We start from the raw sequence: 538 nt of genomic DNA, 5'->3' as shown, positions 1-538 counted from the left end.
AAACGGCGATGATCGTCGTCGAGGAACTGGGCCACCGCGCGCTCGCCGCGAAGCTCGACGATCCGGAGGCGCTCCTCGTCGAGGGCGAGATCGGCAGCGATGCGGAGCAACTGCCGCGTCCGCCCGTCGTCACCGTCATGGGCCACGTCGACCACGGCAAGACCTCGCTGCTCGACTACATCCGTCGCGCGAAGGTCGCGGCCGGCGAAGCGGGCGGCATCACGCAGCACATCGGCGCGTATCACGTCGAAACGCCGCGCGGCGTCGTCACGTTCCTCGACACGCCGGGCCACGAGGCGTTCACCGCCATGCGTGCGCGCGGCGCGAAGGCGACCGATATCGTCATTCTGGTGGTCGCGGCCGACGACGGCGTGATGCCGCAGACGAAGGAAGCGATCTCGCACGCGAAGGCGGGCGGGGTGCCGATCGTCGTCGCGATCAACAAGATCGACAAGCCGGAGGCGAACCCCGATCGCGTGAAGCAGGAACTGGTCGCGGAAGGCGTCGTGCCGGAAGAGTACGGCGGCGACTCGCCGTT

At 68.8% G+C, this 538-nt stretch carries 1 protein-coding gene; it reads left to right on the top strand.

What is annotated here, in order from left to right:
* The coding region (locus J5M67_RS27675) for a GTP-binding protein (protein WP_207888577.1) at positions 1 to 538 on the top strand (538 nt) is incomplete at both ends.

The organism is Pseudomonas sp. 30_B (genome assembly GCF_017491605.1).
Lineage (GTDB): Bacteria > Pseudomonadota > Gammaproteobacteria > Pseudomonadales > Pseudomonadaceae > Pseudomonas.
Note: the sequence above shows the minus strand (reverse complement) of the source record. Positions and strands in the feature narration are given on the sequence as shown.